The sequence below is a fragment of the Streptococcus mitis genome (assembly GCF_003942795.1).
Lineage (GTDB): Bacteria > Bacillota > Bacilli > Lactobacillales > Streptococcaceae > Streptococcus > Streptococcus mitis_BJ.
Genome location: NZ_RJNY01000013.1, coordinates 1 through 25,340 on the forward strand (window position 1 = coordinate 1; position 25,340 = coordinate 25,340).

Sequence of the window (25,340 nt, forward strand, 5' to 3'; positions counted from 1 at the left end):
TATTTTTAAGACCTTTTTGAAAGATAAGTACAAGATCATGAATGCACTGGAACTTCCCTACTCAAACGCAAAACTAGAGGCTACCAATAACCTCATCAAAGTCATCAAGCGAAATGCTTTTGGCTTTCGGAACTTTGACAACTTTAAAACTAGAATTCTCATTGCTTTGAACATCAAAAAGGAGAGAACCAATTTGGTCCTCTCCAGGGTATAGCTTTTCATCAACCCACTACAGTTGACAAAGAGCCAAAAAATGTCGATAAAAAAGAACACCCCGAAAGGTGCTCTTTGTAAGTATCGTAATTCTTTCGAATTAACGTTTACTAAATTGTGATGCTTTACGAGCTTTCTTAAGACCTGGTTGGGGCACCACTTATTTCATCTAATTTCAAAGTGCTTTAAAATCAACGTTTTCATGGGGTCTCTAAAAATAAAATTTCAACTAATTTCAATCAATTTCATCAAAATAAGGTAAATTTTCATTAAAAATAAGCTAAAATAAGCTAAAATCGAACCAGAATATCAAAAGTTTACCTTATTTAGTTTTACAGAAGTGAAGTAAGCATTCAATACGAATCAATACATAAGAAAAACGCTGATTTCAAGCGTTTTTTCTTTTTTCAATTTCAATACATTTCACTATATTTCAGTCCAAACTCTACCTTTTTCTCTACCTTTTTTAGATAAATATATCATCTGGATATTGAAGTTAAGCCCCGCTATCATTTCGATGGCAGGGCTTTTTAATGTTTGGTACACTACCTTCTTATCTATATTTTGATGGAGCTGAAGTTGACATCTACAAAGTTTAATGTTAAAATACATTCAAAAATATATTTGAACGAGGTGTTTTATGGTTCAAAATGTTGTTACTTCAATAATCCTGTATTCTGGGACAGCCGTAGACTTACTTATTATCCTAATGTTATTTTTTGCCAAAAGAAAAAGCAGAAAAGACATCATTAACATCTATTTAGGACAATTTCTAGGCTCTGTTAGTCTAATATTGCTAAGTTTACTTTTTGCATTTGTCTTAAATTATATTCCTAGTAAAGAGATTTTAGGTTTGCTCGGTTTGATTCCAATTTTCCTAGGACTCAAAGTTTTGCTTTTAGGAGATTCTGATGGAGAAGCTATTGCAAAAGATGGTTTGCGCAAAGATGATAAAAACCTGATTTTTCTAGTAGCTATGATTACTTTTGCTAGTTGTGGTGCTGACAATATTGGTGTTTTTGTCCCATATTTTATTACCTTAAATTTAGCGAATTTGATAGTGGCTTTACTTACTTTTCTAGTCATGATTTATCTCTTGGTTTTTTCTGCCCAAAAATTGGCACAAGTCCCTTCTGTTGGAGAAACTTTGGAAAAATATAGCAGATGGTTTATTGCCGTTGTTTATTTAGGATTGGGGATGTATATCCTGATTGAAAACAACAGCTTTGACATGCTAAGGACTGTGTTCGGCTAGGAGAAAAAATTATGAAAAAAGATAGTATATGCCAAGTGAATATTATAAATCAACAAAATGTTACAACCGCAACGAACTACCTTGAAAAGGAAAAAGTCCAAAAATCGCTTCGTATTTTATCAAAGTTTACCGATAATAAACAGATAAATATCATCTTTTATCTCCTTGCTGTTGAAGAACTCTGTGTCTGTGATATAGCCTGTTTACTAAATCTCAGTATGGCATCTGCCTCCCACCATCTTCGTAAACTAGCCAATCAAAACATCTTGGATACTAGAAGAGAGGGGAAAATTATATATTATTTTATAAAAGATGAGGAAATCAGAGATTTTTTTAATCAACTAGGATAACAACTATTTTTACTACTCTACCATTCACTCTACCTTTTATTATGTAGCATTCTAAAAACATTGATGTACCAACGTTTCTAACAGCTAAAATAGAAATTATTTAATTTTTACAGAAGTGAAATAGGATTCACTACACGTCAACAAACGTGAGAAACCTTGATTTTAAGCGATTTTTGAAATTTCAAATTTCACTACATTGCAATAAAAATCAACCGAATCACTACCTTTTTCACTACCTTTTTTGAAATAAGAATATTGATTCGGACAATTAAAAGCAAGAGGAGGAGCTTCATAATGAAGCTCCTCTTTTTTATCTTTATACCGTTCTATCCCCCTACTAAACTCTAGCATTTACTTGTTTTAAGTTCAATTCCTCATCTTCAAACAATAATCTGATTTGAATTTGAGTAGGAGCATTCCCATTATTTAGAACACAAACAAGTCTTGTTTCAATATTTGGTTTAAATTGTCTCCCATCAATTGAATCTTGTAACAGTGGATGTTGTAGGATACGATTGCGTATTTCCTCATGAGGAATTGAACCCCAGCAAATAACTGGCTCAGCTCTTTCGATAATCATTCTAGGAATATATTCAGGTGCAAATTGTTCTGGTGAAATACATAATCCTCCATTCCTAAAAAAAGACTCTAATATATTATCAAAAATAGCACTTGGTGTTTCATCTCTTTTTAGTCCATTAAATCCAATCAAATCACCAACTTTTCTAGCAATATCTTGTTTATAATCTTCTATGAATTGATGAAGCTCCCTATTCTCAGGGAGACCATTTCCCCTTTGATAAATTCCTTGCCAATTACTTTGATTTCCTTCATAATTTGCACAATTATTTTTTCTTTCTATGTCGAATAACAGTCCTTCTATAGAATTTTTTGTATGTGCCGCATAATATCTTCCAGCTCTATTTTGCGTATTATTATTTTCTCCCCCGATAAGTTGAATCGAAGAACCACAAGTTGGACACAATGCGTACTTACTACCATTTTGATAATATGGTAATTCTTTATTTGTTTTCTCTTCAAACTCATCAATATGATAAGTTCCACCATTGATTAATTTAAAATATTTCATCGCTATTACCTCAATAAATAATCCATCTAATTTCATTTCGTCTTTACCAAATTTGACGAGATTGACGACCTCTTCATAACGTCCTACCGCATTATTGACATCTTATAAGTTCGTTCTAGCTTTTGATTTCTTACGGAGGAAGCTTTTGATAAGGCTTTGTCAATCTTTGGATTGACACTTTCATTTTGTGTCACAAACTCCATGCCGTAAGACGTTGCCACTCTTCAACTTCACGTTGAATTTTTACTTCTTTACTCTGTTTCGTTGCCATTACCAAAGCCTTTTAAAATGTTCTTTAAATTAGCTCTTTTAATTGCCCAGTGAGTCCTACTTAATTCCCAATCTTCTATTTTTAATTCTGATTGATGAAGTTCGATCAGATTTAAATCAATTTCACATTCTTTCTGAAAATCAAATTTTATATATCCAGCTCTTTTATCTATATCCACTAATTGTCCCAAAAATCCAGTTTTTATCTCTTGGTTCACCTCACTATACTCTGGAAGGAATAAAGTTGGTAAACTCATTATTTCGTCAATATCTTCTAGTGTAAATTGAGAAAACTTTTGTTTTATCGCTGTATTAGTGTATTCAAAAATTCTACCATTTTCTATGGTAAATGAATCTCCTTCATACTGTTCACCGTAAATTATAAATAAGTTGTAGTATTCGTTAGGAGAAAGTATCTTGCGTGCAGGGACATAGTTGACGATATTGTTTACATTGTTCGCTTGCTCAATATTATAAATTCTTTCTGCATTTTGTTGTAGTGGTTGTTGGGGAAATTCTGACGGCAAATTACCCTGTCTTTTTAGTGAGTTTGTCAATGTATTCTCCTTAATTTAGATTTTCTACATGTTCTATGTTATAGATATTATCAGCATACTGGTTGATAACTTTAGGATTATTCAACACTTGTTTTGTTATTGCATCATCACTTTCAACATTAGAATGAAACTCTTCTTCAAACTCAACATCTGATTCTTCGATATACTCTTGTTTCTCGACATCTTCCACACTTGGATTATATCGAGTTATTTCTATGCCGTTCATATGTTGTCCAAGTTCTGCATTAGTAAATTCCCAAGGGGCTCGTTCTCCGATTTTAGAATACCATGCTTCAAATGTTGGCTTACCGACAGTATTATCTATTTTATTGACAAAAATATATCTCATTACATCTAATAAAAATGACTCAATCTCGATTACCTCAGCTTCTAATAATTTCTGCTTAAGTTTTGATTCATTGGAGGAAACTTTAAAAGTCTCCAAGTCAGCAATCGTTCCATCATTACAAATAATTTCAATAACCGCAGAAACAAGCCACTTCAATTTTTGTTCCGAAAACTTGTCATTAATAAATACAGACATACTTTCTAGTGTGTCTTTTTTATTTTGTTCAACAGAATCTTTAAATGAATTAATGAACCTCGAATCATCAAAAGGTAAATACCCTGCTTTAGAAATAATACATTTTTTATATTCAGAAACATTCTTTTTAAACGAGCTCCTGTAAGGCATTTGCTGAATTTCTCCTGTAAAAATATCAATAAGAGACTTCATAATATCAGTTTCGGATAATGCATCAGTTCGTTCTTCTAAGCATCCAATTCGAACCTTACTTTTGGGTTTTCTAGCTTCAAGCATCAGTCCAAATAGAATACNTCCTGTGAGTCGTGGGATATTTTCAGACATTTTTTACTCCTCATAACTAAATTAGTAACTGTATCTACTTTATATACTCTATATATACTCTATCTACAATTGATGGTAACACTATCTACTTTATAATAGAGAGTGAAGATAAAGCAAATGTATATTTGATACTATTATATCAAATTTTACAAGCGTTTTCTTCAAAAGAATAACATTAGTCCTAATAGGTGTACACCCAATGGACGGATTGAAACGAATATGAAAACTCAGACGATAACGGTCAAGTTCTGCATATATCTGTTTATCCGTTTATTTGGTGTGCCCTTTTCACATCTATCGGTATTCAGTATGGCTCATTAAAGTTTCTTTCCGTCCTAAGGACAGAAAGGAACCAACATGAATAATATATATGAAGAAATTTCTAAAAAGAAATTAAATGAAAAACTCGTTAAATCTCTAACTCCAGAAGAGCAATCTTTCTGGCTTGAATGGCTAAATGAGAGTGATAGACATGAAAATAGTTATGCTCGCCAATGTCGTCGTAAAGAAATAAGTCTAAACTCCAAAATAAACAATGGAAGAACAAATAACGAAACAACTCCACTTGACTTGTTTATAGATGATTCCCCTAATCCTCTTGACTTTCTCATTCAGACAGAAGATGAAGAATTTACCTTAGCTCAATTGCCAAGATTAAAAAAGGTTCTATCTGAATTAGATGAACTTGACAGAGACATTATCTTACTTTGCCATTCATTTGAAGAATATGAATATACGTATAGGGGGGAAACCTATATAAACTACAAGAAACTTTCTTTCAGAGAAATGGGTAGAAGATTAAATGAGGACTATCGTAAAATCCAACGTAAGATACCGAAAATAATGTCTTATATAAAAGAAAGACTCACAGAATAATTGAACAAAAAATTAGGCCTTTTTTGCTCAAAAATGGTTCAACTACCCTTAATTTTGTCCATTAATTAGGAGGTAGTTTTAAAAGTCCAGCTCATGACCTCAAACCGAGCTTGTCTCTTCTTACTTTTTAAGCTTCATATAGAAAGGTATATCCATATGAAAATCAAACCACAACACCGAAAAGGCGGTTACTCAAACCATATCGCTCAACAATACGTTGACCTCAACGCTCCTATCTACTTACTGAGTGACGAACTCGAACCCCAACAAAAGTACGAAAACAACAAACCAACAGGGGAAATTGTCGCTTATAAGGCTTGGTTCGGACAAAAAGGACTTCCGCCTTTTCAAGTGAAATTTACAGAAGCACCTGAACTACCAGACTACCTATCTCTGGTTTCATTTGAAGGTCTAATGGCATGCGAAGTTAACTACAATGTCTACTTCAAAGCTGACGGATTGAAAGAGGTGAACTAATGGTTTCAACTCTCACACAAAGAGAGTTGGAACAATACCTGTTACAGAGCCTAAATATGGGTTTGGGCTCTGTATTACAGGGTGAAACATCCTACACCAACTCTTTTAACATTCTTGTCCGAGAAGACGGCTTTATCTTTGTCCCTCGTCTACCATGTGGCTTTATCATTGATGATGACTTGTATCAGAAGATTTTTCTAATCGCAAACGCCTCCCTCTATCCTCAATATACGCTATTGAAACAAAACTCTGTTTACTTTATCGCCTTAAAGTCAGAGGATATTCATGTTCAGCGTGGCTTATTCTTTCCATGGAAAAAAGGAGTTTCGGAGCGCTTGGTCATTCCAGACCTTGAGATATTTACCTCGTCTCTAAAGGGTAATAATATTCCTATCATGAAAAATCTAGCCATTAACTATGATAAGGTAACTTCTTTGGCTATTGCTGGTAATTCCGGTAGTGGGAAAAGTTACGCTTTGACTTATCTACTTAGCGTCCTGAAAAACATTTCTGACCTAATTATTATTGACCCTAAGTTTGATACACCATCACGCTGGGCAAGAGAACACCAAACTCCCGTTATTCACCCCCATGAAAACCGCTCTAAATCTGATTTTGTGTCAGAAATTAATGAAAACCTGAGCAAGTGTATGACCATCATTCATAAAAGGCAAGCCATCTTGTTTGAAAATCCACGTCATGAATTTAAACATCTAACCATTGTTATTGATGAAGTACTAGCCTTGTCAGAAGGAGTCAACAGAACCATCAAAGATTCTTTCTTCTCTTTATTGTCTCAAATCGCACTACTGGGACGAGCTACACGTGTTCATTTACTTCTAGTCAGTCAACGCTTTGACCATACAACTATCCCCGTATCTGTTCGGGAACAATTGAATGTTCTGATACAGATTGGAAACATTAATAAAAAGACCACACAGTTTTTGTTTCCCGACCTCGACCCTGAGGGCATCGTTATTCCGATAGGCAAAGGAACAGGACTTATACAGATTATTGATAACGAACATCCTTATCAAGTTTTCCCCCTCCTCTGTCCCACCTATTACACCAAGAAAGGAATTTTATAGACTATGAGAAAAACGAATTTTCAAAAAACCATTCATCCAGCAACTACCTTTTTTATAATGGGAATCCTATCTATGTTTATTTCAATCTTATTGAGGCTTGGAATGAATCCCTTGGAAAACAGTATCTATTTCACATCTCTGTTTGATTTCCTGCGCTTGCTTCACTTTATCAGCTCATCTATTTCTTTATTGTCCCTTCTCTTATTCCTTGGATTAGTTGGCTATGAAATTAAGATACGCCATAGAGAAGATAGAATATCAAACCTCTTTAAGTCCATTACACAGACCTTTTCTCTTCGTCTATTTCTGATTCAAAGAGAGTACTCAGAAACTGTAAGCACAAGCGAGCAAGGAAACACAAAGAGATACAACCCTATCAACAAACAGTTCAATAAAGCGATTCAGAAAGTGGTTGTAGATATACGAGAGGAAAGCACAACATTGATTATTCCTGTCCCCAAATCGCAACAAGCCATTAGAATTCTAAAAGATTTGGAAACAATCATCAGTGAAGAAATTTCTAGTCGCAATCCTGACTATTATTTTTCAAGACCTGAAAGAAAGGGCATGGACTTCTACTTTATCGGAACAAGACGTAAATGATAGGACGGGCGCTATGGCGCACGAAGTAAGCGCCACCTAGCGCCCGTCTGCTTGGTATATGGACTAACGGGTTACTACGACCCCGTTAGTCCAATAATCAATAATCATCAAAAATCAAATAAATCATGTTCCACATTCCGAAGACACCCCTCTAAATCTCCTTATAGATAGAAATACAATTTGAAAGCGAGACATATTGAATATGGCAAAAGAACAACGTTCTAATAAATGGGCTTTTCTTTTCTACAGAGAGAGCGCCCCAGAAAACTATTTGGAAATCCTTGAAGGTTTTCATATCCCCTTTATCTTATCACCTTGGCATGATAGAGATATCAATCGAAAAACAGGGGAACTTAAGAAAGCTCATAAACATGGAGCCTTTTTCTTTGATTCGCTTAAAAGCTATAATCAAGTATCTGAACTCATCAAGGATAAATTAAAGGGACCTGCTCATGTAGAGCCTATTATGTCTCCCAAGGGGATGTATGACTACTTTGTTCATGCGGAGAATCCTGAAAAGACTCAATACAAAATTGATGATATAGAAATAGGATGCGGATTTGAATTAGACAAATTCCTCATAAACAATAACAACGATGCGATGATTTTCTATCAATTATTATTGACGTGATAGACAAGAAGAATTTCACAGAGTTTAATCATCTGGTTAGATATGCGAGAGAAGAAAATCCGATCTTATTAAGGCTTATCGTAGATAAAACTTACTTTTTTGCTAAGTATTTAGATTCACGAAGGTATAGCACAGACAAAAGCAAAATAACTTCATCAGAAAATTCTTTGACGAATACTCCTAATGAAACTAATGACGTCATGTCAAGCACTACTTCAATAGAAGTATAATGGAGGAAAAGCTATGCAAGTAATCTTACCAGATGAGCAAATTCATCAAATTCAACTTTTACTCTCTAATCTTATAAATAAAGAAATCAGAGAGCAATTAGACAAGAGCGGTATCGATAGCCCCTATTTGAACAAGCAACAAGCTTGTAACTATTTAGGTATATCAAACAATACACTGGATTCTTGGATTGTAAAAGGCCTACCCAAAATCAAAATCGGTAAAACGATTCGATTCCATAAAGACACTATCGACCAATGGCTAAACTCACATAACTAGAAATATCAAGATTTTTGTTTTATAATAGTCATGATATTTTCTGGTTCGATACACAAGGAGAATATCATGACTATCACTAAAACCAAAAATGGTACTTATCGTTTAAAAATCTACATTCCAATAGAAGCTCGAATGCCACTTGGAATCGTCAGCAACAACTACTACGATAAACGATTCAAAACAAGAAAGGAGGCAAGACAAGCAGAGATAGACTTACTCACGAAGTTAAACCAAATTGAAGACAATGCGTTTTCGGGACTAGGCAAAGAAGATATTCTTTTCTCAGACTTCTATAATAATATTTGGTGGGAATCCTATAAAGCAGGACAAACTACATCAACTTCTAAACCACCAAGCAGGTCAACAATTGCCAATACCAAAACATGTTTTGAAAAGCATATACTACCACTTCTTGGCAACTATACGATTCAATTTTTAAACCAAAATAAACAGGTTATTCTAAATTTGATGACCTCAAAAGCTAATGAATATGCAAACTTCAAAACTTTACGAAGTTACGTCATTTCTATGTTTGATTGGGCAGAAGAACTTGAGTATATTGAAGCAAATAGAGTTGCAAAAACTTTAAGACGAATTAAGGCTGTAAAAAAAATTCAACTTGCAGAATCAAAACATGATGAAGATTTATATTTAACTCATGAGCAACTCCAAGAGTGGTTCTCAGCCTTTAAAGAGGATTTAGAGAATGATAGAATATCACTCAAAGATTACGTCCTTTTCTATCTCACTTTTTTCCTTGGAGATAGAAAATCAGAAACATATGCTCTCCAGTGGAAACATATCGACTTTTCAAAATCTCAGATTCAGTTAATTCAGGCTTTAGATAGATACGGACAAGTAAAATCTACCAAAGGAAATAAAAAAACTATCTTTTCTATTTCTAGCGACTTGCTTCAACTCCTAACCGTATGGAAAAAACAACAAAAATATGAACTAGCAAAGTTTGGTATCATCAGTAATCCAGAACAATTCATCTTCACTTATATAGATACCAGAGGGAATATCAATAAACCCCTACATTCTGACTATCTTAATAATAAGATGAAAACTATCAGAAAGCGACACCCAGAGCTTACACACGCTACACCACATAAACTACGTCATACGGGAGCAACGCTCGCTAAACAGGCTGGAATGAGCTTAGAAGCCATTTCCGAAGCTCTAACACATAGCGACACAGGTACAACACAGATTTATGTCAATACTTCTAACGTAGTCCCTATGGCAGTCGGTGAATTTGCCTTAAAGTCTCTAAAACAATAAGGTTAAAATAAGGTAAACTTTGAGGTGAACTTTTTCAAAAAACACAAAAAAAGCACCCATGAGGTAAACTCTTGAGTGCTTTGAAACGTTGATATAATCGTATTGATTAACGTTTTGAGAATTGTGAAGCTTTACGAGCTTTCTTAAGACCTGGTTTCTTACGTTCAACTTTACGTGAGTCACGTGTAAGAAGTCCTGCGCGTTTCAATGAATCGCGGAAGTCTGGGTCTACTTGAAGAAGGGCACGAGCGATACCGTGACGGATAGCTCCTGCTTGACCAGCGTATCCACCACCTACAACGTTAACGAAAACGTCGTATGAACCTACAGTTGAAGTAACTGCGAATGGTTGGTTGATTACAAGACGAAGATCAGCGTGTGGGATGTACTCTTCAACATCTTTTTTGTTAACAGTGATTTTACCAGTTCCTGGAACAAGGCGAACGCGTGCAACAGCGTTTTTACGACGTCCAGTACCTGCATATTGTGCTTGTGACATACTTTATTGTTCCTTTCCTTAGATAAGTCCTGAAATATCAAGAACTTCTGGTTGTTGTGCAGCGTGAGTGTGCTCAGCTCCAACGAATACTTTCAATTTCATACCTTGAGCGCGACCAAGAGTATTGTGTGGAAGCATACCTTTAACTGATTTTTCGATCAAACGTACTGCATTTTTAGAACGAAGTTCACCAGCAGAGATTGATTTCAATCCACCTGGGTGGTTTGAGTGAGTGTAGTAGATCTTATCAGTTGCTTTTTTACCAGTCAATTTAACTTTTTCAGCATTGATAACGATTACGAAGTCACCTGTATCAGTGTGTGGTGTAAATGTTGGTTTGTTTTTTCCGCGAAGTACGCTAGCAACAACTGCTGAAAGGCGTCCAAGAGGTACATCAGTTGCGTCAACAACGTACCATTTGCGTTCTACTTGGCCTGGTTTAGCCATGAATGTAGTTTTGTTCATGATTTCTCCTATATGAATATCGTTTTTGTTTACAGGGCGGATGTTCCGGTCCGCGGGGTATTTGAAAGGTTCCGGGGCCTTACAAATGGGGTAAACAATACCGTCTACTATCATACCAAATTTCACTACTAAAAGTCAATAGATATGAAAAATATTTTTACCGATTTGACCTTTAAAATATCACAAAAACCTCGTGAAAACGAGGTTTCTATTGCTATTTATAAGCTAAGGCACGTTTAAAGGTTTTCCAGATTCCCAAATCATCTGTTTGAAGGACTAGACTAGCATACATGCGTCCGATAAAGGCTGTTGCAGTGACTGCAAAAACAACCGTTATGGCAAGCGAAATCCAAGCTTCTAGACCACTTGCATACCCATTTATAGCTCTAAATGGCATAAAGAAGGTCGAAATGAAGGGAATGTAGGAACCAATTTTCAAAACCAAATTATCCCCAGCAGCACCTAGAGCAGTCACTCCGACGAATCCTGCCATAATCAAGATCATCAATGGCGACAAGGCCTTTCCTGAATCCTCAGGGCGAGAAACCATCGAACCTAGGAAGGCTGCCAAAACAACATACATAAAGAGACTAACCAAGACAAACAATAAGGTATTGAGCGAGAAAGCCTCTCCTAGATGATTTAAAATACCAGATTGAGCCAAGATTGGTAGGTCTTTAAAGAGCAGAATCGCAGCCAGACCACCCACGACGTAAATCCCAATATGGGTTAAAATCACAAGGAGAAGAGCCATCATACGAGCGTAGAAATAATGACTAGCTCGGATACTAGAGAAGACCACCTCCATGATTTTGGTCCCTTTTTCACTAGCCACTTCCTGAGCAGTGACGCTAGCATAGGTAATCAAGATCATATAAAGGAAAAATCCTAAACCCAATGCCGCCATGTTCTGCACTGTTTTTTTATTTTCTTTAGCTTCATCAATCTTTTCTGTGTAGTCAACGGTTTGAGCCAGGCGTTTTTCCTGCTCTTGGGACAAATTAGCCGCCGAGCGATTGAGTTGGTGTTGAAGCTCATTGAGCTTATTGGTTACTGCTAGCTTGATGCCACTTTCAAGAGAAGTTTCACCGTGATAGACGGCCTTGAGGACGCTGTCCTCTTGGTCAATGGTTAGGTAACCCTTGATTTTCTCATCCTTGATAGCAGCCTGAGCACTGGCTTCATCCTTATAATCAAAATTGATACCATTAGTACCCTTGAGTCCCTCAGCTACAGATGGCACTGTTGTTACTACTGCTACCTTGCTATTTTTAGCCATCGAAGAATTTTGGAGATAGCCGATTCCTACAGATAATCCTAAAAAGAGGAACGGCGAAATCACCATAAAGAAGAAACTCCACGACTTGACATGTCGAAGATAGGTTTCCTTCATTACAACCCACATATTTCTCATACTTCCACCCCTGATTCTAGTTTAAAAATTTCATCGATTGTTGGAGCTTGTTGGTCAAAGGTCGCGATGTATTGACCTTGAGTGAGGATGGGGAAGAGTTCCCTTCCAGCGCTCTCATCATCTAGGATCAATTTCCAACTACCTTGCTTGGTCAAGCTCACCTGTTTGACATGAGGAAGACTTTCCAGTTCTTCCTTGCTTCGTCCACTTGAAACAAAGAGACGTGTTTTCCCGTATTGATTACGGACATCCTGAACAGGCCCATGCAAGACCACACGCCCATCTCGAATCATCAGAATATCATCGCAAAGCTCCTCGACATTGGTCATAACATGGTCAGAAAAGATAATGATTGCACNGCGCTCTTTCTCTTTCAAGATGACCTGTTTGAGCAACTCGGTATTGACTGGATCCAAACCACTAAAGGGCTCATCCAAGATAATCAAGTCTGGCTCATGGATTAGGGTGATAATCAGCTGAATTTTCTGCTGATTCCCTTTGGAGAGGCTCTTGATTTTATCAGTCAGCTTTCCTTTCACTTCCAGTTTCTCCATCCATTGAGGGAGTTTTTCCTTGACCTCCTTAGCATCCATGCCCTTTAGAGTAGCCAAGTAACGAACTTGCTCAAGAACTGTCAACTTGGGCATGAGACTGCGTTCCTCAGGCAGATAACCAATCCGAGCGTAGGTTTCCTGACGAATCTCCTGCCCATCCAGACTGATCTCTCCTTGATACTCTAAAAATTTCAACATACTGTGGAAAATCGTTGTTTTCCCAGCACCATTTTTTCCGACCAAGCCCAGAATCCGTCCTGGACTTGCCTGAAAATCGACACCAAACAAGACTTGCTTGGAACCGAAACTTTTCTCTAGATTTCTTACTTCTAGCATCTTCCACCTCCTAGATATATTGCACTTATTATACTCCTTTTTGATAGCCTTTACAACGTTTTATGTCCATTTTTATCGATATTATTTATAGTAAAAATCTACCAAATCTAAGGTTGTTAAGCGCTCTAGTAATAACTTAAGTATAGTTCATTAAAGGATTTCTGAGATAGTTCCCTCCTCAACTGTCGCTTTTCTCTTCTGAACTGTTCTCTTAAAACTAAAAATCCACCCCGAAGGATGGATTGATGAGTTAACGCACTTCTGCATTGACTTTTTCTTCGAGTGATGCTTGGATTTTTTCCATGTAGCGTGCGACTTCTTCGTCTGTCAAGCTGTCTTCTGGATTTTGGAAGGTCAAGCTATAGGCCATTGACTTCATACCAAGTCCTAATTTTTCACCTAAGAAGACGTCAAAGAGTTTGATATCTGTCAAACGTTTCACGCCTGCAGCTCGGATAGCATCTACAACTTCTTGGTGAGTGACTTCTGCTTTGAGAAGTAGAGCAATATCACGACTAACCGCTGGGAATTTGGTAATTTCCACAAATGGAATAGCTGGTTGAAGGGCAGCTTCGATGGCTGAAAGGTTGAGCTCCGCTACATACGTTTCTGGAATATCATAAGCCTTCGCAGTGACTGGATGCACTTGGCCAAGGAAACCAAGAACTTGGTCACCGAGTGAAATCACAGCTGTACGGCCTGGGTGAAGACTAGCAATTTCATCTGTTGCTGTATAAGTCACTTCAAGCCCCAAGCGAGCAAAAAGCGCTTCAAGGATTCCCTTAGCATAGAAGAAATCAACTGGAACTGCTGCTGTTTGGAAGTCTTTTTCAGCAACCAAGCCTGTCAAGACAAAGGCAAAGCTGTTGATCTCGTTTGGTAGATCTTCTTTTGGATTTCCTGTTTGTTCAAAGACTTTTCCAATCTCGTAAAGTGCCAAGTTTTTGTTCTTACGAGCCACGTTGTAGGCCACCGTATCAAGGATACCAGAGACCATATTTTGACGGAGAACGGAGCGATCCACTGTCATTGGCCACATAAGTTCTGTAAGGTTACTTGGTTGAGCTGTGAACTCAACTGCTTTTTCAGGAGTTGTTAGAGCGTAGGTAATGATTTCTGTCAAGCCTGCCCCTTCAGCAATCGTACGGACTTGGCGACGCAATTTTTGTGTTGCAGTCAATTCACCTGCTGTACCATCATCTTTTGGAAGACTGGTTGGCAAACGGTCATAACCATAGATACGAGCGATTTCTTCAAAGAGGTCCGCTTCGATGGCGATATCCCAACGACGACGTGGAACGCTAACGGTAAAGCTGTCTTCATTTCCAGAAAGACCAAAGCCAAGACGACGGAAGACATCTTCGACATCAGCGTATGAAAGTTCTGTTCCAAGGACACGGTTGACATCGGCAAGAGTTGAAGATACTTCTACATCTGAAGTGTCAAGCGCTCCCGCTGAAACGATGCCCTTACGCACCGTCGCACCTGCAAGTTCTGCAATCATGCTAGCTGCAGCATCCAAGGCCTCATTGACTGTTGCCACATTGATCCCTTTTTCAAAACGAGAAGATGATTCCGAACGAAGGTTAAGGCGTCCGCTAGTCTTACGAATAGATGTGCCATTGAAAACAGCAGCTTCTAACACAACACGACTAGATTTTTCAGAGATTTCTGTAGCCTCTCCACCCATGACACCTGCAAGGGCGACTGGTTTGTCAGCGACAGTAATCACTAAGTCATTTGTTTCCAACTCACATTCTTCACCGTCCAAGGTCACCAACTTTTCACCAGCACGCGCTTCACGCACACGGATGTCATTGCCTTCAAAGGTATCCAAGTCAAATGCATGCATAGGCTGACCAAAGTAGAGTAGGATATAGTTGGTCACGTCGACCACATTGTTAATCGGACGGATGCCTTCGTTCATAAGAAGGTTTTGCAACCATTGTGGACTTGGTGCGATGGTCACATTGTCCAAGATACGGGCCGCATAATATGGCGCCTTATCTGTTTCAATCCCTACAGAAAGAGCATCTGCTGCACTTTCATTTGTTTCTGTTAAACTGAATTCCTTAAAGCTAACTGCCTTGTCATAGATAGCTGCCACTTCGTGCGCTACTCCACGCATAGATAGAGCATCTGCACGGTTTGGAGTGATTGAAAGTTCGATAATTTCATCATCCAAGTCTAGGTAAGAAAAGACTTCGTCCCCAGGAATAGCATCTTGAGGCAAGATTTGAATACCATCTGCAAATTCCTTTGGTATAACTGAGTCAGAAATCCCCAATTCACCAAGTGAACAGATCATTCCGAGAGACTCTAAGCCACGGATTTTTCCTTTTTTGATTTTGTAATTGTCCGCGATACGAGCTCCTGGAAGAGCCACCATGACCTTGATACCAGCACGCACATTTGGGGCACCACAAACGATTTGACGGGCTTCTTCTTCGCCAACGTTAACCTGACAAACATGAAGGTGAGTTTCTGGCACATCTTCGCAAGACAAGACTTTACCAACGACAATTTTTGAGAGACCAGCAGCCGGTGATTCGACACCTTCGACCTCAATCCCTGTAGTTGACATTTTCTCAGCCAACTCTTGTGATGGCACGTCAATGTCCACCAATTCTTTTAACCATTTGTATGATACTAACATAATTCTGATTGTAAGATCCCAGTAAGAGAGACCTTTTCAATTCCTTTCTTTTTCTTTGAATCAGTCCTCACCATTTCTCATTGAGAGAAAATGACTAGGACTGTATAGGACTGTGTTTCAGATTTCAATCTTATTTAAACTGTTCTGAGAAGCGGACATCGCCTTGATAGAACCCACGGATATCGTTGATTCCGTAACGAAGCATGGCTACACGCTCTTGACCAAGACCAAAGGCAAAGCCAGAGTAAACAGTCGCATCGATACCGCTCATTTCAAGGACACGTGGGTGAACCATACCAGCACCCATAATTTCGATCCAACCTGTTTTCTTACATACGTTACAGCCTTCTCCACCACACTTGAAGCAGGAAACATCCACTTCAACAGATGGCTCTGTGAATGGGAAATAAGATGGGCGCAAACGAATTTGACGCTCTTCACCGAACATTTTTTGGACAATCAACTGAAGGGTTCCTTGAAGATCTGCCATAGAGATGTTTTTCCCAACAACCAAACCTTCGATTTGGTGGAATTGGTGACTGTGGGTCGCATCGTCCGTATCACGACGGAACACACGACCTGGTGAGATCATTTTCAAAGGACCTTTTGAAAAATCATGGGCGTCCATAGCACGCGCCTGAACTGGAGACGTGTGGGTACGGAGTAAAATCTCTTCTGTGATGTAGAAGGTGTCCTGCATATCACGGGCTGGGTGATCTTTCGGAAGGTTCATACGCTCGAAGTTATAGTAGTCTTGCTCCACTTCAAAACCATCCACGACTTGGTAACCCATACCGATAAAAATATCTTCGATTTCTTCACTGGTTTGTGTGAGAACGTGACGGTGACCAGTCGCTACCGGACGACCTGGAAGTGTCACATCGATACTCTCGCTAGCCAGTTGAGCTGCGACTTTCTTTTCTTCCAAGAGTTTCGCTGTTTCCTCAAAGGCTGCTGTCAAGACATCACGAGCTTCATTGACGTGTTTCCCGATGACAGGGCGCATTTCAGCCGATACATCCTTCATCCCTTTAAGGATTTCAGTCAGTGAACCTTTTTTCCCAAGGACAGAGACACGCAATTCTTGCATCTCTTTTTCATTTTCAGCAGTAATCTGCTTCAAGCTAGCCAGCGTTTCTTCGCGAAGCGCTTTTAATTGTTCTTCAATAGTTGACATAATTCCTCCATCAGTCGCTCGTAGATAAAAAGAAAACCACATGTCAAAAACTCCACTCGGAGCGTTGACACGCGGTACCATCCGTTTCATCTGACAAGTCAGACCTTCATTTCTAAATCCATGCGCAAGTGAATTCACTCAGCTTTCATATAGAGAGCTTGCAGTCACGGCTCTCCTCCCTGATATACTTCCCTTGAGTTACTAGTCTTGCGGATTTCTATTCAATTACTACATAGTTTATCAAATTTTTAGTTAAAAAACAAGTTAGACCAGACTAATTTCAATATAAAAAGGAATAAGACGCAATGCACTATCTATTTGTAGGACCTGTTTCATCTGCTTTCCTTTTCAATAAAAGAGTTGCTGCTTGATTAAAACCATCACACCAGTTATACCATTTTGCTTCATACTCATCTTGAGCTAAGATACAGTCTTTTAAATCCAAAACAGAGTAAATCTTTCTTTCCTCGCAAGCTTGCGCATAGAGATAATACAGTTCATCGCCACCATCTCTATCCCACTCAGCAGAAATCGTATCCCTACCTGCCAATAAAGCCTGATAAGCCCTGTGATGCCCGTCTGTAATCAACAAGCAGTTTCCGAACGCAAGAATACTGATTGGAGCAACGTTGATTATTTCTGCCGACTGATAAAGTGTCTGGATATCTTGTAACTTCTTTTCTGATAAGTATAGTTGAGTCGGATGGAGAGCTTTTATGTCGACTTTCATTTCTTTTTCCTCAAAGGAATTTGATGCTCACTTCTGCTTGCCTTTAAATCGCCATTGGAAGCGAAGCTTGTCATAGAAGGGAAATTCGATAAACAAGACTCCCAAACCTACACAGAAACTGGCAAGAACATCTGATGGGTAGTGAACTCCCAGATAGACCCGAGATAGCAGCACACTGACCAGGTAGAAGCCAAGAACGATTTGCACAATTTTTCTCCAGACTGGATCTTTAATTCGTTGACTAAGAATGATAATCAAAGTCCCTACCATCAGCGTCACTGCCAGAGAATGCCCACTTGGAAAAGAAAACCCCTTCTCCTCTACCAAGTGTAAGATAGCTGGTCGTGGACGCTGGTAAATATTTTTAAAGGTCACGATCAAAAGACCGGCTAAGGCTAGATTGCCCGCCATGAAGTAGCTTTCTATCTTCCACTGCTTACGATAAAAGATAAAGGTTACGATGGCAACCCAGGTGATAATCACTGGGATATCAATCAAATGCGTAAGGGCACGGAACAGAACTGTCAAATAATCTGGCAAGTCCCCACGAAGAGCAGTCTGAAGCGGTTGATCAAAACCGACCAGCGTTTCAGGATAGAACTTAACCATATAGCCAAGAAGGACGAAAAGTAAAAGGGCAAAACTGCCCTTCATTAAAAATGTTTGTTTATCTCTCATGATATTTTAAGGTTGGTTTTAAGAGGACATACAGCAACCAGAATGAAACAGCAAAGATTACACCCTCAATCAAGTTAAAAGGTAAAACCATGGTCATTAGGTAGTTGGAAAGTCCCAAAATTTTTCCAATATCAAAGTTAGCAAACTGCGCGTACAAAGGAACCGCATAAACATAGTTGAGAACCAACATCGCAGAAGTCAATCCAATAGTTCCCGCTAGAGATGCTAGTAGGAAACGAAGGGTGCTGCGTTCCTTTTTCCAAATCAAACCAAAGGCGATAACAAAAACTCCCAAGGCCACGATATTCATTGGCAAACCAATGTAGGTATTCACTCCCTGGCTATTCAGAAGCAACTTCAAGAGTGAGCGAAGCAAGAGGATTCCTAGTGCAGCTGGCAAATCCATGACCACCAGACCCACAAGGACTGGCAAGATACTAAACTCGATCTTGAGGAAGGTCGCAGCTGGCAAGAGCGGAAAGTCAAAGTACATCAGCACAAATGAAATGGCTGATAAAATCGCAATGGTCGAAAGTCGACGTGTGTTTGTCATAACAGGTTCCTCCAATTTTCTATAAAATCAGAAGAAGTTGGAAAGGATCCCTCTATCTATTCTCACTTTTTATATCCCAAAAGCTCCCTCTCACTCTTTTGAGCAAGCGGTTGCAATTCATCTATAAACTCATCAGAACAGACAAAGCTATTCTTTCGTCTTCTCCCATCCAGACTATACTGTCGGTTGTGGAATCGCACCACATCAGCTTGCGCTCGCGGACTTCTTTAACTAAGATATTTTAGATTTATCTAGGCATCGCAGTCGAAGATAATACTTAAAGTATATCGAGACAAGACAACGAAGAGTAAGCCAAGATAGCTAGTTAAAGTCACCGCCGGTCGGGAATCTCACCCAGCCCTGAAGACCCTTTAATCATAACAAAAAACGCTTGCAAGTGCAAGCATTTTGATTATTTCAATTTATCTGCTTCATAGGTGTGAACAAGCTCAAGACCTGCAAAATTCTGCTGACGAAGAGCCTCATAGACAATCATGCAGACGGTATTCGAAACATTAAGACTGCGGACGTGTTCATCGTTCATAGGAATACGGAGAGCTTTCTCAGGATGTTCTCGCATAAAGTCCTCAGGCAAGCCCTTGTCTTCACGTCCAAAGAGAAAATAATGGTCCTCGTCAGTCGATAAATCTACCTCAGAATACACCTTCTCAGCAAATTTCGAAATCAGATAGAGTTTTCCCTTCATTTGAGACATGAAATCTTCCAAGCTGTCATAAAAATAAATATCTAACTTATCCCAATAATCTAATCCAGCTCGCTTCATCTTGCGATCATCAATAGGAAATCCCATCGGTTTGATGATGTGAAGGGGAGAATTGGTCGCAGCGCAAGTACGCGCAATGTTACCTGTATTTTGTGGAATCTGAGGTTCAAATAATACAATGTGATTTGTCATGACTTGCTTCCTTTCACCATTGCAAAAAAATAGCCACACTGCCCGGAGTCAAGCTCAGCAAACAGCGTGGTTAAGGCATCGTTAACTTACCTCACAACAGGTTTGAAGTAAATCAGCGAAGCTACTTTCTTAGTATAACACTTTCAGAATCATTGTCAATAGAAACGACTTGATTTTTTTACTTTTTTTGATAATATTTCCATACTTAGTCATTCTTTTTCTGAGAAAGGATATTAAATGAGCGAAATCACTTCATATAATAGACATTTCTATGAAAGGTGAGCAATTTTATCTTTGAAAACTTACAAAAAGTCTTTTCTTATCCTCTAAAATGGCTTGGCAAGTGCATTTTTTGCTAAAAAAGGGTATGATAGTTACATCATGAAAAAGTAGGGTTTTTATATGAAAATTGTCCTTGTTGGTGGAGGGAAAGTCGGTTTCGCCCTCTGTCGTTCACTGGTTGCAGAAAAACACGACGTTGTCCTCATCGAACAAGATGAGGCTGTTCTCGATCANATTGTCAGTCGCTTTGATATCATGGGACTCCTTGGAAATGGAGCAGACTTTGCTATCTTAGAGCAAGCCGGCGTTCAAGAGTGTGATATCTTTATCGCTCTAACGGAACACGATGAAGTGAATATGATTTCAGCAGTACTTGCTAAAAAAATGGGCGCTAAAGAAACTATCGTTCGAGTGCGAAATCCTGAATACTCCAATGCCTATTTCAAAGAGAAAAATATTCTTGGATTCTCACTTATCGTTAACCCAGAACTCCTAGCCGCCCGTGCTATCTCAAATATCATTGATTTTCCGAATGCACTCTCAGTTGAGCGGTTCTCAGGGGGACGGGTCAATCTGATGGAGTTTGTTGTCAAAGATTCCAGTGGTCTCTGTCAAATGTCAATCTCAGATTTTCGTAAAAAATTTGGCAATATCATTGTCTGCGCTATGGAACGAGACCATCAACTTATGATTCCGAGCGGTGATATCACCATTCAGGACAGAGATAGAATTTTTGTTACTGGGAATCGTGTGGATATGATGCTCTTCCATAACTATTTCAAATCACGTACAGTGAAAAGCTTGCTCATCGTTGGTGCTGGAAAAATTGCTTATTACCTACTTGGCATTTTAAAAGACAGTCGCATTGATACCAAGGTCATCGAGATCAATCCTGAAAGAGCTCGTTTCTTCAGTGAAAAGTTCCCCAATCTCTATATTGTCCAAGGAGATGGAACTGCAAAAGACATTTTGCTGGAAGAAAGTGCTCCCCACTATGATGCAGTTGCAACTTTGACTGGAGTTGATGAGGAAAACATCATTACCTCTATGTTCTTAGACCGTGTTGGTGTCCATAAGAATATCACCAAGGTCAACCGAACAAGCCTTTTAGAGATTATCCATGCACCTGATTTTTCAAGTATCATCACACCCAAAAGCATTGCAGTGGATACCATTATGCACTTTATCCGTGGTCGAGTAAACGCTCAATACTCAGACCTTCAAGCCATGCACCATCTAGCAAACGGTCAAATTGAAACTCTTCAATTCCAAATCAAGGAAGCTAATAAAATGACTGCCAAACCTCTTTCACATCTGAAATTGAAGAAAGGGGTTCTCATCGCAGCCATTATCCGAAAAGGAAAAACAATCTTCCCTACTGGAGAGGATAGACTTGAGGTAGGAGATCAGTTACTCGTGACGACCTTATTACCAAATATCACCAAGATTTATGATCTGATTGAGAGGTAAAAGATGAATAAAAGTATGATTCGTTACCTCCTCTCAAAACTCCTCTTGATTGAGGCGGTTCTCCTCCTAGTGCCCGTTAGCGTAGCAACCTATTATCAAGAATCCAGCCAAGTATTTACAGCACTCTTTACAACAATTGGAATTTTAATACTTCTTGGTAGCTTGGGAATTTTACGGAAACCCAAAAATCAGCGAATTTATACTAAGGAAGGAGTCTTAATCGTCGCCCTCTGTTGGATTCTATGGTCTTTCTTTGGAGCGCTTCCCTTTGTCTTTTCAGGACAAATCCCAAGTGTCATCGATGCCTTCTTTGAAATCAGTTCTGGTTTTACAACTACAGGAGCAACCATTCTGACAGATGTCTCCGTTCTCAGCCGTTCCCTCCTCTTCTGGCGAAGTTTCACTCACTTGATTGGAGGGATGGGGGTACTCGTCTTCGCGCTTGCCATTATGGACAATGCCAAGAATAGTCACTTAGAGGTGATGAAGGCTGAGGTCCCTGGGCCTGTCTTTGGCAAGGTTGTATCCAAACTGAAAAATACCGCCCAGATCCTCTATCTGCTTTATTTAGGGCTCTTCTCACTTTTTGTAGTCATCTACTATCTAGCTGGCATGCCTCTATTTGATAGCTTTGTCATTGCTATGGGAACGGCAGGAACCGGAGGCTTCACCGTCTATAACGACGGAATTGCCCACTACGGCAGCCCACTCATCACCTATCTCGTCAGTATCGGAGTTCTGGTTTTTGGGGTCAACTTTAATCTCTACTACTGCCTCATGCTCCGTCGAGTTAAGGCTTTCTTTGGTGATGAAGAACTTCGTACGTATGTAATCATTGTCCTAGTTTCTACAGGCTTGATTACTCTCAATACGCTCCATCTCTACCAAAGTGTCTCTCAGAGCTTTGAAATGGCCCTCTTCCAGGTGTCCAATATCATCACAACAACTGGTTTTGGTTATGGAGATATCACCAACTGGCCCCTCTTCTCCCAATTTATCCTCCTCTTCCTCATGGGAATCGGCGGCTCTGCTGGATCAACCGCAGGTGGACTCAAAGTTATCAGAGGGCTCATCCTTTCAAAAATTGCAAAAAATCAGATCTTGTCCATCTTATCTCCTCATCGCGTATTGACTCTACATGTCAATAAAACTGTGATTGATAAGGATACCCAGCACAAGGTCCTAAAATATTTTGTCATTTATGTGATGATTTTACTATCACTTATCTTCATTGTCAGTCTAGATAGCAATGATTTTCTAGTTATTACCAGTGCTGTCTTCAGTTGTTTCAATAACATCGGACCTATTCTAGGTACAACTTCTAGTTTTGCTATCTTTAGTCCCATCTCTAAAATCCTTCTCTCATTTGCAATGATTGCAGGTCGTCTAGAGATTTATCCCATTTTGCTTCTCTTTATGAAACGTACCTGGTCCAAACGCTAATTATAATACAACTCCCCTTTTACAAGCTAGTGAAAGGGGAGTTTTTCTATTAAAAATGAGAAGACCTTTCGGTCCCCTCCTAATCTGTTTATTTTTTAAGTGCTTCTTTGTAGCGAGCAACTTCCGCTTGATTAGCCCAAACATAGTGACCTGGACGAATTTCCACCATAGATGGTTTGTCTGTCTCATAGTCATGTTGGCTAGGATCATAGACTTTCAAGACCTTCTTACGTTCCAAGATTGGATCTGGAATCGGTACAGCAGATAGAAGTGCTTGAGTGTACGGATGAACCGGATTGTTAAACAGCTCCTCTGTCTCCGCTACTTCAACAATAACACCTTTATAGATAACTGCGATACGATCTGAGATAAAACGAACAACTGACAAGTCATGCGCAATGAAGAGATAGGTCAAGCCCAATTCTTTTTGAAACTTCTTGAGCAAGTTCAAGACTTGCGCACGAACAGACACGTCCAAGGCTGAAATTGGCTCATCCGCAATAACGAAATCAGGTTCCATCACAAGAGCACGGGCAATTCCAATACGTTGACGTTGACCACCAGAAAACTCGTGTGGGTAACGAGTCAAGTGCTCTTTCAAAAGACCAACTTCATGAATCATCTTTTGAACTTTTTCTTTTCGCTCTTCTTCATCTTTGAACAAGTGGTAGTTGTAAAGACCTTCAGAGATGATATAGTCAACTGTCGCACGTTCATTTAAACTGGCTGCAGGGTCTTGGAAAATCATCTGGATACGGCGGATCAACTCTGAAGATTCCTTATGAGATTTTTTCCCATTAATTTTATGACCATCAAAGATGATTTNACCTTTACTAGTATTATTCAAACCAATAATGGCACGACCAATGGTTGTTTTCCCACTACCAGATTCACCAACGAGAGAGAAAGTTTCTCCCTTGTTGATAAAGAAGTTAGCGTTTTTAACGGCAACAAACTTCTTACTTCCTTCACCGAAGGAAATTTCTAAATCTTTAATTTCTACTAATTTTTCAGACATTTCCTTCCTCCTAGTCTTCTAGATGAGCAAAGCCCATTTTATCACGAATTTTATCATGTAAATCTGCGATGATTTCTGGTTTTTCAACCTTAGGAGCATTCTCATGAAGCAACCAAGTCTTAGCCCAGTGAGTATCAGTGACTGAAAACTGAGGTGCTTTCTGTTCAAAGTCAATTTGCATCGCATAATCTGAACGAAGGGCAAAGGCATCACCTTTCAACTCCGTATAAAGAGACGGCGGTGTTCCTGGGATAGAGTACAATTCCCCTTTATCATCAGCGAGCTGTGGCAAGCTAGACAAGAGACTCCAAGTATATGGATGACGTGGGTCGTAGAAGACTTCCTCAACAGTACCGTATTCTACAATTTCACCAGCATACATAACCGCTACCTTATCGGCAATACTTGCTACCACACCAAGGTCATGAGTGATAAAGATAATGGTGAAGTGGTACTCATCTTGCAAAGTTTTAAGCAAATCAATGATTTGCGCTTGAATGGTTACATCAAGAGCCGTCGTTGGTTCGTCACAGATCAAAATATCTGGACGACACGCAAGGGCAATGGCAATAACGATACGTTGGCGCATCCCTCCAGAATATTGGAAAGGATACTCGTCAAAACGTTTTTCAGCGTCTGGAATTCCGACCTTGTTCATATAATCAATTGCCATTTCTTTGGCTTCCTTAGCTGTTTTCCCTTGGTGTTTAACGATAACTTCTGTGATTTGGCTACCGATTGTATTAATTGGATCCAAACTTGTCATTGGGTCTTGGAAGATGGTTGCAATTTTAGCACCACGGATTTTCTCCCATTCCTTGTTAGAAGTAAGAGCTGTCAAGTCTTGTCCACGATAGTCGATGCTTCCTTGGGCAATGCGTCCATTATCTTCTAACATCCCTGTAAAGGTTTTTGTTAATACAGATTTACCAGAACCAGACTCACCTACCAAGGCAAGAACTTCTCCTTCAATCAGTTCTAGAGAAACGCCTCTGATAGCTGTTAGAACTTTGTCACGAACGTCAAATTCCACGACGATATCGCGAGCAGTCAAAATTACATTACTTTCTTTTGTCATGT

General features: G+C 39.0%; 27 protein-coding genes, 1 pseudogene and 1 riboswitch. Of the genes and pseudogenes, 12 read left to right on the forward strand and 16 right to left on the reverse strand.

The genetic code is table 11. The annotated features are described in order from the left end of the window. A partial coding sequence (locus D8847_RS06660) for a transposase (RefSeq protein WP_142999092.1) occupies positions 1–214 on the forward strand: 214 nt, incomplete at its 5' end. Between the two features lie 425 nt (positions 215–639). Here the strand turns inward: D8847_RS06660 and D8847_RS10800 are convergent. Further along, on the reverse strand, positions 640–825 hold the full coding sequence (locus D8847_RS10800) for a FanG protein (protein WP_080566886.1): 186 nt from the start codon (positions 823–825) through the stop codon (positions 640–642). 28 nt (positions 826–853) lie between these two features. On the opposite strand from D8847_RS10800, the gene D8847_RS06670 reads away from it, so the two are divergent. After that, the gene (locus D8847_RS06670) at positions 854–1,468 is read left to right on the forward strand and encodes a CadD family cadmium resistance transporter (RefSeq protein ID WP_006152989.1); all 615 of its coding nucleotides are present in this window, start codon (positions 854–856) and stop codon (positions 1,466–1,468) included. Positions 1,469–1,479: 11 nt separating this feature from the next. Then, entirely contained in the window at positions 1,480–1,818 is a 339-nt protein-coding gene (gene cadX / locus D8847_RS06675; protein ID WP_000711085.1) for a Cd(II)/Zn(II)-sensing metalloregulatory transcriptional regulator CadX, read from the forward strand. Positions 1,819–2,155: 337 nt separating this feature from the next. Here the strand turns inward: cadX and D8847_RS06685 are convergent, their stop codons facing one another. The 3 genes from D8847_RS06685 to D8847_RS06695 all read right to left on the reverse strand — a co-directional run bounded on the left by D8847_RS06685 (position 2,156) and on the right by D8847_RS06695 (position 4,603). Beyond that, complete coding sequence (locus tag D8847_RS06685) at positions 2,156–2,944, reverse strand: hypothetical protein (RefSeq protein WP_000762458.1); 789 nt, start codon at positions 2,942–2,944, stop codon at positions 2,156–2,158. Between the two features lie 215 nt (positions 2,945–3,159). After that, positions 3,160–3,735, reverse strand: a complete 576-nt coding sequence (locus D8847_RS06690; RefSeq protein ID WP_000185169.1) for a hypothetical protein — start codon at positions 3,733–3,735, stop codon at positions 3,160–3,162. 10 nt (positions 3,736–3,745) lie between these two features. Then, the gene (locus tag D8847_RS06695) at positions 3,746–4,603 is read right to left on the reverse strand and encodes a hypothetical protein (protein ID WP_125841054.1); all 858 of its coding nucleotides are present in this window, start codon (positions 4,601–4,603) and stop codon (positions 3,746–3,748) included. A gap of 357 nt (positions 4,604–4,960) precedes the next feature. Between D8847_RS06695 and D8847_RS06700 the strand changes: the two genes are divergently transcribed. From D8847_RS06700 to D8847_RS10640, 7 genes and pseudogenes are all read left to right on the forward strand, one after another. After that, on the forward strand, positions 4,961–5,479 hold the full coding sequence (locus D8847_RS06700) for a hypothetical protein (RefSeq protein WP_001060107.1): 519 nt from the start codon (positions 4,961–4,963) through the stop codon (positions 5,477–5,479). 162 nt (positions 5,480–5,641) lie between these two features. Then, positions 5,642–5,956 carry a hypothetical protein gene (locus tag D8847_RS06705; RefSeq protein WP_025170852.1) on the forward strand — a complete coding sequence of 105 codons (315 nt, stop codon included), beginning with the start codon at positions 5,642–5,644 and terminating at the stop codon, positions 5,954–5,956. Further along, entirely contained in the window at positions 5,956–7,044 is a 1,089-nt protein-coding gene (locus D8847_RS06710; RefSeq protein ID WP_000255254.1) for a type IV secretion system DNA-binding domain-containing protein, read from the forward strand. Before D8847_RS06705 ends, D8847_RS06710 begins: the two co-directional genes overlap by 1 nt. A 102-nt stretch (positions 7,045–7,146) precedes the next feature. After that, complete coding sequence (locus tag D8847_RS06715; RefSeq protein ID WP_229035159.1) at positions 7,147–7,647, forward strand: hypothetical protein; 501 nt, start codon at positions 7,147–7,149, stop codon at positions 7,645–7,647. Positions 7,648–7,849: 202 nt separating this feature from the next. Next, positions 7,850–8,508, forward strand: a pseudogene (locus D8847_RS06720) (replication protein). 13 nt (positions 8,509–8,521) lie between these two features. Further along, positions 8,522–8,785 carry a helix-turn-helix domain-containing protein gene (locus tag D8847_RS06725; RefSeq protein WP_001196068.1) on the forward strand — a complete coding sequence of 88 codons (264 nt, stop codon included), beginning with the start codon at positions 8,522–8,524 and terminating at the stop codon, positions 8,783–8,785. 66 nt (positions 8,786–8,851) lie between these two features. Continuing rightward, entirely contained in the window at positions 8,852–10,069 is a 1,218-nt protein-coding gene (locus D8847_RS10640) for a site-specific integrase (RefSeq protein WP_000156557.1), read from the forward strand. A gap of 106 nt (positions 10,070–10,175) precedes the next feature. Here D8847_RS10640 and rpsI read toward each other — a convergent pair whose 3' ends face one another. The 10 genes from rpsI to D8847_RS06785 form a co-directional block, all read right to left on the reverse strand. Further along, on the reverse strand, positions 10,176–10,568 hold the full coding sequence (rpsI, locus tag D8847_RS06740) for a 30S ribosomal protein S9 (RefSeq protein WP_000075969.1): 393 nt from the start codon (positions 10,566–10,568) through the stop codon (positions 10,176–10,178). Positions 10,569–10,586: 18 nt separating this feature from the next. After that, positions 10,587–11,033: a 50S ribosomal protein L13 gene (gene rplM, locus D8847_RS06745; protein WP_002876943.1), complete on the reverse strand. Its 447-nt coding sequence runs from the start codon at positions 11,031–11,033 to the stop codon at positions 10,587–10,589. Between the two features lie 214 nt (positions 11,034–11,247). Then, complete coding sequence (locus D8847_RS06750) at positions 11,248–12,447, reverse strand: ABC transporter permease (RefSeq protein ID WP_125841056.1); 1,200 nt, start codon at positions 12,445–12,447, stop codon at positions 11,248–11,250. Then, positions 12,444–13,337 (reverse strand): ABC transporter ATP-binding protein, encoded by an 894-nt coding sequence (locus tag D8847_RS06755; RefSeq protein WP_125841057.1) that lies wholly within the window; start codon positions 13,335–13,337, stop codon positions 12,444–12,446. Before D8847_RS06755 ends, D8847_RS06750 begins: the two co-directional genes overlap by 4 nt. Positions 13,338–13,587: 250 nt before the next feature. After that, positions 13,588–15,993, reverse strand: coding sequence for a phenylalanine--tRNA ligase subunit beta (gene pheT, locus D8847_RS06760; RefSeq protein WP_125841058.1), 2,406 nt, complete (start codon positions 15,991–15,993; stop codon positions 13,588–13,590). Between the two features lie 130 nt (positions 15,994–16,123). Then, positions 16,124–17,170, reverse strand: a complete 1,047-nt coding sequence (gene pheS / locus D8847_RS06765; RefSeq protein WP_084868660.1) for a phenylalanine--tRNA ligase subunit alpha — start codon at positions 17,168–17,170, stop codon at positions 16,124–16,126. A 310-nt stretch (positions 17,171–17,480) separates the two neighbouring features. Next, positions 17,481–17,900 carry a chromosome partitioning protein ParB gene (locus tag D8847_RS06770; RefSeq protein ID WP_125841059.1) on the reverse strand — a complete coding sequence of 140 codons (420 nt, stop codon included), beginning with the start codon at positions 17,898–17,900 and terminating at the stop codon, positions 17,481–17,483. 27 nt (positions 17,901–17,927) lie between these two features. Beyond that, positions 17,928–18,578: a phosphatase PAP2 family protein gene (locus D8847_RS06775; protein ID WP_125841060.1), complete on the reverse strand. Its 651-nt coding sequence runs from the start codon at positions 18,576–18,578 to the stop codon at positions 17,928–17,930. Then, positions 18,568–19,131 carry an ECF transporter S component gene (locus D8847_RS06780; protein WP_125841061.1) on the reverse strand — a complete coding sequence of 188 codons (564 nt, stop codon included), beginning with the start codon at positions 19,129–19,131 and terminating at the stop codon, positions 18,568–18,570. Before D8847_RS06780 ends, D8847_RS06775 begins: the two co-directional genes overlap by 11 nt. Positions 19,132–19,284: 153 nt before the next feature. Continuing rightward, a riboswitch (FMN riboswitch) is annotated at positions 19,285–19,503 on the reverse strand. 40 nt (positions 19,504–19,543) lie between these two features. Then, positions 19,544–20,047 (reverse strand): tRNA (cytidine(34)-2'-O)-methyltransferase, encoded by a 504-nt coding sequence (locus D8847_RS06785; protein ID WP_000181355.1) that lies wholly within the window; start codon positions 20,045–20,047, stop codon positions 19,544–19,546. Between the two features lie 402 nt (positions 20,048–20,449). Between D8847_RS06785 and trkA the strand changes: the two genes are divergently transcribed. Then, positions 20,450–21,799, forward strand: a complete 1,350-nt coding sequence (gene trkA / locus D8847_RS06795; RefSeq protein ID WP_125841062.1) for a Trk system potassium transporter TrkA — start codon at positions 20,450–20,452, stop codon at positions 21,797–21,799. Positions 21,800–21,802: 3 nt separating this feature from the next. Then, positions 21,803–23,242, forward strand: a complete 1,440-nt coding sequence (locus tag D8847_RS06800; protein WP_125841063.1) for a TrkH family potassium uptake protein — start codon at positions 21,803–21,805, stop codon at positions 23,240–23,242. 88 nt (positions 23,243–23,330) lie between these two features. Here the strand turns inward: D8847_RS06800 and D8847_RS06805 are convergent, their stop codons facing one another. Next, the gene (locus tag D8847_RS06805; RefSeq protein WP_125841064.1) at positions 23,331–24,260 is read right to left on the reverse strand and encodes an ATP-binding cassette domain-containing protein; all 930 of its coding nucleotides are present in this window, start codon (positions 24,258–24,260) and stop codon (positions 23,331–23,333) included. Positions 24,261–24,270: 10 nt separating this feature from the next. Next, complete coding sequence (locus D8847_RS06810) at positions 24,271–25,338, reverse strand: ABC transporter ATP-binding protein (protein WP_000159802.1); 1,068 nt, start codon at positions 25,336–25,338, stop codon at positions 24,271–24,273. Between the last annotated feature and the right edge of the window lie 2 nt (positions 25,339–25,340).

Excerpts from the sequence above, each read along its gene's own strand:
- D8847_RS10800 (WP_080566886.1), bottom strand. The coding sequence starts at position 825 with ATGTATTTTAACATTAAACTTTGTAGATGTCAACTTCAGCTCCATCAA.
- D8847_RS06670 (WP_006152989.1), top strand. The coding sequence starts at position 854 with ATGGTTCAAAATGTTGTTACTTCAATAATCCTGTATTCTGGGACAGCC.
- cadX (WP_000711085.1), top strand. The coding sequence starts at position 1,480 with ATGAAAAAAGATAGTATATGCCAAGTGAATATTATAAATCAACAAAAT.
- D8847_RS06685 (WP_000762458.1), bottom strand. The coding sequence starts at position 2,944 with ATGAAATTAGATGGATTATTTATTGAGGTAATAGCGATGAAATATTTT.
- D8847_RS06700 (WP_001060107.1), top strand. The coding sequence starts at position 4,961 with ATGAATAATATATATGAAGAAATTTCTAAAAAGAAATTAAATGAAAAA.
- D8847_RS06710 (WP_000255254.1), top strand. The coding sequence starts at position 5,956 with ATGGTTTCAACTCTCACACAAAGAGAGTTGGAACAATACCTGTTACAG.
- D8847_RS06715 (WP_229035159.1), top strand. The coding sequence starts at position 7,147 with ATGAATCCCTTGGAAAACAGTATCTATTTCACATCTCTGTTTGATTTC.
- D8847_RS06725 (WP_001196068.1), top strand. The coding sequence starts at position 8,522 with ATGCAAGTAATCTTACCAGATGAGCAAATTCATCAAATTCAACTTTTA.
- D8847_RS10640 (WP_000156557.1), top strand. The coding sequence starts at position 8,852 with ATGACTATCACTAAAACCAAAAATGGTACTTATCGTTTAAAAATCTAC.
- rpsI (WP_000075969.1), bottom strand. The coding sequence starts at position 10,568 with ATGTCACAAGCACAATATGCAGGTACTGGACGTCGTAAAAACGCTGTT.
- rplM (WP_002876943.1), bottom strand. The coding sequence starts at position 11,033 with ATGAACAAAACTACATTCATGGCTAAACCAGGCCAAGTAGAACGCAAA.
- D8847_RS06750 (WP_125841056.1), bottom strand. The coding sequence starts at position 12,447 with ATGAGAAATATGTGGGTTGTAATGAAGGAAACCTATCTTCGACATGTC.
- pheT (WP_125841058.1), bottom strand. The coding sequence starts at position 15,993 with ATGTTAGTATCATACAAATGGTTAAAAGAATTGGTGGACATTGACGTG.
- pheS (WP_084868660.1), bottom strand. The coding sequence starts at position 17,170 with ATGTCAACTATTGAAGAACAATTAAAAGCGCTTCGCGAAGAAACGCTG.
- D8847_RS06770 (WP_125841059.1), bottom strand. The coding sequence starts at position 17,900 with ATGAAAGTCGACATAAAAGCTCTCCATCCGACTCAACTATACTTATCA.
- D8847_RS06775 (WP_125841060.1), bottom strand. The coding sequence starts at position 18,578 with ATGAGAGATAAACAAACATTTTTAATGAAGGGCAGTTTTGCCCTTTTA.
- D8847_RS06780 (WP_125841061.1), bottom strand. The coding sequence starts at position 19,131 with ATGACAAACACACGTCGACTTTCGACCATTGCGATTTTATCAGCCATT.
- D8847_RS06785 (WP_000181355.1), bottom strand. The coding sequence starts at position 20,047 with ATGACAAATCACATTGTATTATTTGAACCTCAGATTCCACAAAATACA.
- D8847_RS06800 (WP_125841063.1), top strand. The coding sequence starts at position 21,803 with ATGAATAAAAGTATGATTCGTTACCTCCTCTCAAAACTCCTCTTGATT.
- D8847_RS06810 (WP_000159802.1), bottom strand. The coding sequence starts at position 25,338 with ATGACAAAAGAAAGTAATGTAATTTTGACTGCTCGCGATATCGTCGTG.